This window comes from Kitasatospora sp. NPDC127067, assembly GCF_042724755.1.
Lineage (GTDB): Bacteria > Actinomycetota > Actinomycetes > Streptomycetales > Streptomycetaceae > Kitasatospora > Kitasatospora lactacystinica.
The window spans coordinates 1-8,656 of sequence record NZ_JBHXEM010000219.1; the positions used below are offsets into that span (position 1 = coordinate 1).

An 8,656-nucleotide genomic window follows, 5' to 3' on the forward strand; every position below is an offset into this window, starting at 1 on the left:
ACCCGCATCTGGGCCGAGGTCCTCCGCGTCGACCGCGTCGGCGTCCACGACAACTTCTTCGAACTCGGCGGCGACTCCATCCTCACCATCCAGGTCATCTCCCGCGCCAAGCGCTACGGCCTGCACCTCACCCCACGCATGATCTTCCAGCACCAGACCGTCGCCGAGATCGCCCGGCACGCCGAGGAGGGCGCCGTGGTCTGGGCCGAACAGGGGCCCGTGCAGGGAGAGGCGGCGCTGACCCCCATCCAGCACTGGTTCTTCGGCCTGGAGATGTCGAACAGGGCGCAGTTCAACCAGTCCCAGCTCCTGGAGACCGAGGGGCTCGACCTCGCAACCCTGGACGCGGCCCTGGCGCTGCTCGTGGAGCACCACGACGCGCTGCGGCTCAGGTTCGAGCACGGTTCCGACGGCTGGCGCCAGACCCACAGCCCCGACGAGCCGGCGCCGTGCACGGCGCACCACGACCTGTCCGGGCTGCCCGACGACAACATGTGGGCCCGGATGCGGGCCGCTGCCGACGAGGTGCAGCAGGGCATGGACCTCGCGTCGGGCCCGCTGCTGCGCGCGGCACTGTTCGACCTCGGCGCCGGGCGGGGCCAGCGGCTCCTGCTCGCCGTCCACCACCTTGCCGTCGACGGCGTCTCCTGGCGGATCCTGCTCCAGGACCTGGCCGACACCTACCAGTCCCTCGCGGTGGGAGAGCGCCCCGTACTGCCCCTGAAGACCACCTCGTACCAGGCGTGGTCCGCCCGGCTTCAGCACTACGCGACCACGCCCGCGGCGACCGACGAACTCGACTACTGGACCCGGCCGCACACCTCCGGGCCGATCCCGCGGGACCTGCCCGGCGACAACTCCACCGCGTCGTACGACGCGGTGACGGTCACCCTGGGCGGTGAGGAGACCGCGGCGCTGCTGCGCGACGTTCCCCGCACCTTCAACGTCCGGATCAACGACGTGCTGCTGACCGCCGTCGCGCAGGCCGTCACGGCGTGGACCGGCGGGTCGAGCACGCTCCTCGCACTGGAGGGGCACGGCCGGGAGGACCTGTTCGAGGACGTGGACCTGTCCCGCACCGTGGGCTGGTTCACCAGCATCTTCCCGGTCGAACTGCGTCTCGCAGCCGGCCGCGGCCCGGCGGAGTGCCTGGTGGACGTCGGCGCTCAGCTGGCAGCGGTGCCCCACAACGGCGTCGGGTACGGAATTCTGCGCCACCTGGGAACGGACGAGACGCGGCACAGCCTGCGCGACGCGGCCCGGCCCGAGATCAGCTTCAACTACCTCGGGCAGTTCGACGGCGACGTCCCGGGCCTCGGCCGGCCGGCCGACGCCGGGGAGCCTCACGGCGGGTCCGTGGACCCGGACGGACAACGCGCCCATGTGATCGACATCGCCGCGAGTGTCCAGGGCGACCGCATGTCGCTGAGCGTCTCGTACAGCAGGAACATCCACGAGAGGCAGACGGCCGAGAAGCTCGTCGAAGGCGTGACCGCTGCCCTGAGGTCGCTGGTGCGGGCCCAGCAGGAGCGCGCGGCCGCCGGGGACACCCGGGACACCGAGCCCCCGACGTACGACCTGAGTCCCATGCAGACCGGCATGCTCTTCCAGTCCTTGGCCCACACGGCCGAGGCGGCGGAAGTCCGGCCCTACGTCGTTCAGTTCGTGGACGAGTTCACCGGGCCGCTCGACGTCGCACGCTTCCGCAGCGGCTGGCAGCAGGTCGTGGACCGGCACGCCATCCTGCGCAGCTCCTTCGCCGTCGACGGCGAGAGCGGCGCCCGCCAGACGGTCCACGCCCGCGCCGGGATCGGCTTCGACGAGGTCGACTGGCGTGACGCCGGCGCCGACGCGCAGCGCGAGCGCCTGGAGCGGCTCCTCGCCGAGGACCGGCGCCGCGGCTTCGACCTGGAGCGGCCGCCGCTGATGCGCTTCACCCTGGTGCAGACCGGTGCCGACCGGACGATCGTGATCTGGTCGTTCCACCACCTGCTGCTCGACGGGTGGAGCGCCCAGCTGGTCCAGCAGGAGTTCTACACGCGCTACCGCGCGGCTCTGTCGGGAACCGCCCCCACGCTGCCCGAGCCCGTGCCGTACGCGCGCTACATCGAGTGGATCGCGGAGCGCTCGCAGTCCGAGGCCGAGGCGTTCTGGCGTCGCGCCCTGGACGGCCTCACCGGACCCAGCCCGCTCGGTGTCGACCGTGAGACCGGCGAAACCGGCTTCGGCGACACGGAGTTCGCGGTCGACAGCGAACTCTCGGCCCGCGTGGGCGAGTTCGCCAAGGCCCACCGGATCACCGTCAACACGATCATCCAGGGTGTGTGGACCCTGCTCCTGTCCCGCTACAGCGGCAGCGAGGACGTCCTCTACGGCTCCACGGTCTCCGGGCGCCCGGCCGACCTGCCGGACGTCGAGTCGATGGTCGGCCTCTTCATCAACACCCTTCCCGTCCGCGCCTCCGTCCCCCGTGACGCGCGGCTCGTCGACTGGCTCCGCACCCTGCAGGACGGGCACGTCGAGCTCCGCCAGTACGAGTACAGCTCGCTCGCCGACATCCAGCGGTGGAGCGGGATACCCGGCTCCCTGTTCCGCTCGATCCTCATCTTCGAGAACTACCCGGAGCTGCTGAGCGGCGACGACCTCCCGCAGGGGCTCAGCAGGCGCCGCCTCCAGTACGTCGAGCGCACCGGCTACCCCCTGGTCCTCGGAGCCGCCTACTCGGACAGCCGTCTCTACCTCCACCTCGTCCACGACCGCAGCATGATCGACGACGCCGCCGCGAAGCGCATGGCGGGACACCTGGAGCAGTTGCTCGCCACCATCCTCACCAGTGCCCCGGAGAGCACCCTCGGCGCCGTCGACCTGCTCACCGAGGCGGACCGGTCGCAACTCGCCCGGTGGGACGGCCCGGACCTCCCCCATGCCGACCACGTCCCGGTTCACGCACTCATCGAGACCCAGGCGCGGGAGAGGCCCGACGCGATCGCCGTGGAGTTCGGCGACGACACCCTCACCTACCGCGAGCTCAACGAGAGGGCGAACCAACTGGCCCACCACCTGCGGACCTTGGGGATCGGGCCGGAGACGATGGTCGGTCTGTGCCTGGAGCGCGGGCTCGACATGATCGTCACGGTGCTCGGCATCCTGAAGTCCGGCGGTGCCTATGTGCCGCTGGACACGCAGTACCCGGCCGAGCGCCTCGCCTTCATGATCGAGGACACGGCCCTGCCGGTGGTCGTCACCCAGCAGCACCTGGTCGGGCGGCTGCCCGGCTCGGTGGGCACCCTCTGCCTGGACCGCGGAGCCGACGCGGCGATGCTCGACGCCGCCCCGGTGGACGATCCCGCACCGCTCGCGGGCCCGGACGACCTCGCGTACGTGATCTACACGTCCGGCTCCACCGGCCGGCCCAAGGGGGTCATGATCGAGCACCGGTCGATGAGCGACCGGGTCCAGGAGATGCGCCGCCAGTACGGGCTCACCCCGGACGACGCCTACCTGCAGTTCTCCTCGGTGACCTTCGACGGATCCGTCGGGGAGATCTTCCCGACGCTGATCGCCGGTGCCCGCCTCGTTCCCAGGGGCGACGACTGGACCCCCGTGGAGGTGCTGGAGACCATCCGGACGAAGGACATCACCGTCTGCCAGCTGCCGCCCTTCGTATGGAACGAGCTGATCTCGCACCTGGCGGAGGGAACCCGGCCCGGGCCACGCCTTCGGCTGATGAGCATGGGCGGCGAGCGGGTCCACGCGAGCTCCGTGGAACGCTGGTTCCGGCGCACCTCCGTACCGCTGTTCAACATCTACGGGCCGACGGAGACCACGGTCAACATGACCACGTGCCTGCTCACCGGGCCCGTGTCCGTCGTCCCGATCGGCGCACCGGTGGCGAACACCGACGTCCTGGTGGTCGACGGCACGGGCCGCCCGGCCCCGATCGGCGCTCCGGGCGAGCTCTGGATCGGCGGCAAGGGCGTCGCCCGCGGGTACCTCAACCGGCCCGAGCTGACCGCCGAACGCTTCGTCCGCGACCCCCGCCCCGGGGGTACTGCGGGGCGGATGTACCGGACCGGAGACCTGGTGCGCTGGATGCCCGACGGGCAGCTCGACTTCCTCGGCCGCATCGACGACCAGGTCAAACTCCGCGGCTTCCGAATCGAGTTGGGGGAGATCGAGTCGACGCTCAGCGCCCACCCCCGGCTCACCGCCGGCGTGGTGCTGCTGCGCGAGGACGAGCCGGGCGCGCGGCGCCTCGTGGCCTACTGCCTGGCCGCGGACGGCGACCGCCCCGCGGTGTCCGACCTGCGGGAGTGGTGCGCGCGCCGGCTGCCCGACTTCATGATCCCCTCTGTGTTCACCTTCCTGGACGTGCTGCCCGTCATGGCCAACGGCAAGGGGGTGGACCGGAAGCAGCTCCCCACTCCTGAGGCGGACCGGGAAGAGGCCGGCACTCGGTACGTGGCGCCCTCGACGCCGACCGAGGCGTTCCTGGCCGACATCTGGTGCGAGGTCCTGAAGGTCGACCGGGTCAGCGCGGACGCCAATTTCTTCGAACTGGGCGGCGACTCCTTCCTCGGCATGAAGGTCATCGCCAAGGCGCGGAGCCGCGGTGTGCGGATCACACCGAGGCTGCTCTTCCAGAACCCGACGATCACGGACCTGTCCGCACGCGCGACGACCACGCGTGCGACGACCACGCGGGCTGCGGCCGTCGGCACCCCCGCGCCGGACGGCGGCGCCCGGGTGTCCACCGTGACGCTGAACCGCAGCACGTCGCCGCGGACGCTGTTCGCCTTCCACGAGGGCGGCGGCAACGTCAGCGGATACGTCCACCTCGCCGAGGCGCTGGCCCCGACCGTCCGGGTGATAGGCATCGAGGCCCGCAGCGTGGCCTTCGACCTGCCGCCGGAGTCAGACGTGGCGGCGATGGCCCGTGGCTACTGGGAGACGATCCGGGCTCTGCAGCCCGAGGGGCCCTACCTGCTGGCCGGATACTCCTTCGGCGGCGCCCTGGCCATCGAGGTCACCCGGCTGATCGAGGAGTCCGGCGGCGAAGTCGCCCTGCTCGTGGCCCTCGACGCCTGCCTGCCGGTCAGCAGCGCCATGGACCTGGTCGCGCGCGACCATGCCGCCACCGCGGATCTGCTCGGCCGGCTGACCGACGCGGCGCCGGGCGACCCGGCCCGGTCCGAGGCCGTCGCCGAGCTGATGCTGGAGCTCAACCTTCCCGCGGACATGCTCGCGCTGCGCCGCGGCGAACTCCTCGCCCACCTCAGGACGATGGAGGCCCACACCCGGGCGCTCCTCCACTACCGGCCCCCGGCGGTCTCCTGCCCGGTGCTGCTCTACCAGGCGGAGAGTTCCCCCTGGTCGCTGTCCATCGCCGACAGCTGGTCACCCTTCGTGGCCGAACTCGATGCGCGGCCCACGCCGGGGGACCATCTGACCTTCCTGCGCGCGGCTCATGCGGGCGTGCTGGCCGGCGAAATCTCCAAGGCGATCGAGCAGTGCACCGCGAGCGGCGTCGAGTAGCGGCTCGTTTCACAGTTCTCTCCGTACGGACAGGAGTTCATTCATGCCGTCCCACCCGCCGTCCTCGGGCGATGTACGCGCGCTCTACGAGGAGTTCCCCTACCCGCTGCCGAATTCCGACACCGAGCCCATCTACGACGTCGCGATGGGTCTCGACCTGGTCCTTCCGTCCCTGGACGGTTGCCAGGTGCTGGACGCCGGATGCGGCACCGGGCACCGTCTGATCGGTCTCGCCCTGCAGTATCCGGACACCGAATTCCTCGGCGTCGACTTCAGTGAGCATTCACTGTCGGTGGCCCGGGGGTTGGCAAGGAATCACGACTGTGACAACGTTGACTTCCGGCATGCCGAGATCGGCGGCCGGCACTTGGGGCGCCATTTCGACCTCATCACCAGCACCGGGGTCATTCACCACCTGGCGGACCCCGCGGGTGGTGTGAATTGGCTGCAGCACCACCTCAAAGACGATGGAATAGCCTACACTTGGTACTATCATCCGTACGGTGAGTTCGACCGCCTGCTGAACCGCCGGCTCGTCCACGTGCTGATGGAAAACTCCTCCGCGGACATCTCGAAGACGGTTCTCGCGGACCTGGGGCTCGCCCTTTCGGTCGAACAGTACGGCACGCGCACGTCCTTCGCGGAGGTCTCGGCGGCCACCCAACTCGCCGCCGACGCCGACGCCTACCTCCATCCGATCGTCAACGCGTACCGCTTCCAGGAAGCCGCGGACTTCTTCCGCGACGGCACGGACTGGACCGTCGTGCACGGAATCAACTGGGACGGCGGCTCCGGCCTCATCGACTCGGAGCACTGGGCCGAGGGAGAGTTCGGCACCCTCGCGAGCAGTGACCTGTTCGCGAGTACCCGGCTGCAGGAGATCTTCGCGGGCATGAGCCCCGAGGATCGGCTCCACTGCGTCGAACTCAAGCTGCGTCCGACCGGTTTCACCCTGCTGTCCGGGAACGAGGCCGGCCTCGCCCGCTGCACGGAGCAGACCCGAGCCAACGTTCGCAACGCCAACTTGCTTCGCACTCATGTCAGTTAGGAACAAGCGACCATGATCACAGCTGGCCTCAAGCTCACGCACAGCGGCGGACTGGCCCTCCTTGAGGACGACAGGCTCGTCTTCAACATCGAGGTGCAGAAGCTGGCGAACAACGCCCGCTACAGCCCCGTCGCCGATCTCCGGCTGATTCCCGAGATTCTCGCCGAACACGGCTTCAAGGTGTCCGACGTCGACAACTGGGCCCTCGACGGCTGGGACGGCGCGGACTTCGGCCGGCTCTCCGTTCTCGACCACGGCACACCGCTCGAACTCAAGGTCGCGCCCTACCGCGAGAACGACACCATCAACAGCCTGGTCCGCCCCGGAGTCACCGGCGAACTCCCCATCGGTGGCCACATGGTGAAGTACAACAGCTACGTCCACATGTCGAGCCACTTCGCCGCGGCCTACTGTCCGAGCCCCTTCGCCGCCCGCGGGGAGGACTCCTTCGTCCTGGTGTGGGACGGGGGCTGTTTCCCGCGGCTCTACTTCGTTGACGCGTCGAGCGGCACCGTCGAGAACGGCGGCGAGGTCTTCCCGCTGATCGGCCACTCGTACGCCATGGCCGCACAGTACTTCGGGCCGTGGGCCCGCCGGGCGGGCGACCGTTCGCGGGTCGTCGACGACCTCTCCGTCGCCGGGAAGCTGATGGCGTACATCGCCCTCGGCCGGCCGAAGGACGCCGTGCAGGAGGCCCTGCGCGACGCCTTCCACCGGAACTTCGAGGCGCCGACCGGGTCCGTCGCCGAGTACCGCCGCGCCGTGATCGGCTGCGGCAGCAACGGCGAGCCCTCGCACCGCTACACGCACGCCTACCTCGGCGACGCCGCCGAGCACATCGCCGCACTCGGCGTCCCGGACGAGGACGTCCTCGCCAGCATGCACCAGTTCATGGAGGACCTCCTCGTCGAGCGGATCGTCGAGAAGATCACGCGCTGGAAGGGCGAAGGCCCCTGGAACCTCGCCTTCGCCGGCGGGTGCGCGCTCAACATCAAGTGGAACAGCGCCCTGCGCGCCCACCCGCTCTTCAGCGACGTCTGGGTGCCGCCGTTCCCCGACGACTCCGGCTCCGCCATCGGCACGGCGTGCGCCGAGTACGCGCACGGCAAGGGCGTCTCGGCCGTCCAGTGGCACCAGCGCCTGGGGCCGGACCTGGTCACCACGCCCCGCACCCCGGCCGGCTGGACGGAGCGGGCCTGCACTCCCGCGGAGGTCGCCAGGATCCTGCACGAGAGCGGCAAGCCCCTGGTGTTCCTGCGCGGCCGCGCGGAACTGGGCCCCCGCGCGCTCGGTGCGCGCAGCATCCTCGCGCCGGCCAACGACCCGGCGATGAAGGACCTGCTCAACGAGCTCAAGAACCGCGAGCACTACCGGCCGGTGGCTCCCATCTGCCTCACGGAGCACGCCCCCGAGATCTTCGACCCGGGCACCCCGGACCCGTACATGCTCTTCGACCACGACGTGCGCCCCGACTGGTTGGACCGCGTACCCGCCATCACCCACCTCGACGGCACCGCGCGCCTGCAGACCGTCAGCGACCAGGACGACCCGGTGCTCGCCGAGATCCTGCGCGCGTACCACGAGTTGAGCGGCATCCCGGTGCTGTGCAACACCAGCGCCAACCTCAACGGCCACGGCTTCTTCCCGGACGCGGCGTCCGCGATGGCATGGGGCCGCACCGAGCACGTCTGGGCCGACGGGGTGCTCTACAGCAGGGCCTGACGGGGAGCTCCCGACGGGAGCTCGACCCTCCCGCGCGGTGACCGGGCGCGAGCCCCGGGACCCCCGCCCCCCCCCCCCGCGCGGCGGGGGGTTCGGCCCCCGGGGCCGTTCCGGGTTCGCTCCGGGTCGGACCCCGCCCCCGGGCCGAGGACCGGCGGCGGAAGCCGTGACAGGGTGTCAGAAGTCGGGGCCTGCGCTCCGGTTGACGACTCTGCCACGACCCAGACCAGGGAGGCCGGCATGACCGCCGCCCCGACCGTTCCGTCCACCGCCCGGACCGCGCCGACCACCGGGCGCCGCCGGCCGATCCTCCGCACCGCCGTCGCGGCCGCCGTCGGCGCGGGCCTGCTG

3 protein-coding genes are annotated in these 8,656 nt (G+C 70.7%); all 3 read left to right on the forward strand.

All coding sequences use genetic code 11. The features are described 5' to 3' along the window. Nucleotides 1–5,535, forward strand: a 5,535-nt coding sequence (locus tag ACFWJ4_RS39945) for an amino acid adenylation domain-containing protein (protein WP_380553947.1), incomplete at its 5' end; no start/stop codon positions are given. Between the two features lie 43 nt (nt 5,536–5,578). Then, entirely contained in the window at nt 5,579–6,583 is a 1,005-nt protein-coding gene (locus tag ACFWJ4_RS39950; RefSeq protein WP_380553950.1) for a class I SAM-dependent methyltransferase, read from the forward strand. A gap of 12 nt (nt 6,584–6,595) precedes the next feature. Beyond that, nucleotides 6,596–8,305, forward strand: coding sequence for a carbamoyltransferase N-terminal domain-containing protein (locus ACFWJ4_RS39955; protein ID WP_380553953.1), 1,710 nt, complete (start codon nt 6,596–6,598; stop codon nt 8,303–8,305). The last annotated feature ends 351 nt before the right edge of the window (nt 8,306–8,656 follow it).

Coding starts and splice junctions, on each gene's coding strand:
- ACFWJ4_RS39950 (WP_380553950.1), top strand. CDS start 5,579: ATGCCGTCCCACCCGCCGTCCTCGGGCGATGTACGCGCGCTCTACGAG.
- ACFWJ4_RS39955 (WP_380553953.1), top strand. CDS start 6,596: ATGATCACAGCTGGCCTCAAGCTCACGCACAGCGGCGGACTGGCCCTC.